Here is a 329-nt window from a genome sequence, read left to right as displayed (position 1 = left end):
GGAACCGTTTGTGGTGAATCCGACGTAGCTGCCCGAATCCGCTGGTTCCTCCTTCAATTCAACGACTAAACCGTTTGATTTCAGTAACCCGCCAAAATTAAATTCATCCGTAGCGATTCGGAAATGACTCAGGTCATCACTCCCTTCTGTGTAAGTGATGGTATGAGTTGAACTAACTGGCCCTGCCGTCGGCATTGAACCATCGGATAAGTTCACTTCAGATAAGTAAACGTCAGGGACAATGTTGATAACAGGATCAACGCCATCCGTGATAGTAAGCGTCACCGTTGCGGTTTCAACATCATTATCGAAATCGCTTGTTGTCACGG

Annotated in this window: 1 protein-coding gene; it reads right to left on the bottom strand. The window is 46.5% G+C overall.

From position 1 onward, the window contains the following. On the bottom strand, nucleotides 1–329 hold a 329-nt coding region (locus AB4486_RS24255), incomplete at both ends, for a hypothetical protein (RefSeq protein WP_372119184.1).

Source organism: Vibrio sp. 10N.222.55.C6, from assembly GCF_041473395.1.
Lineage (GTDB): Bacteria > Pseudomonadota > Gammaproteobacteria > Enterobacterales > Vibrionaceae > Vibrio > Vibrio crassostreae_C.
The sequence above is the reverse complement of the archived record's forward strand: the minus strand, read 5'-3'. Positions and strand labels throughout refer to the sequence as shown.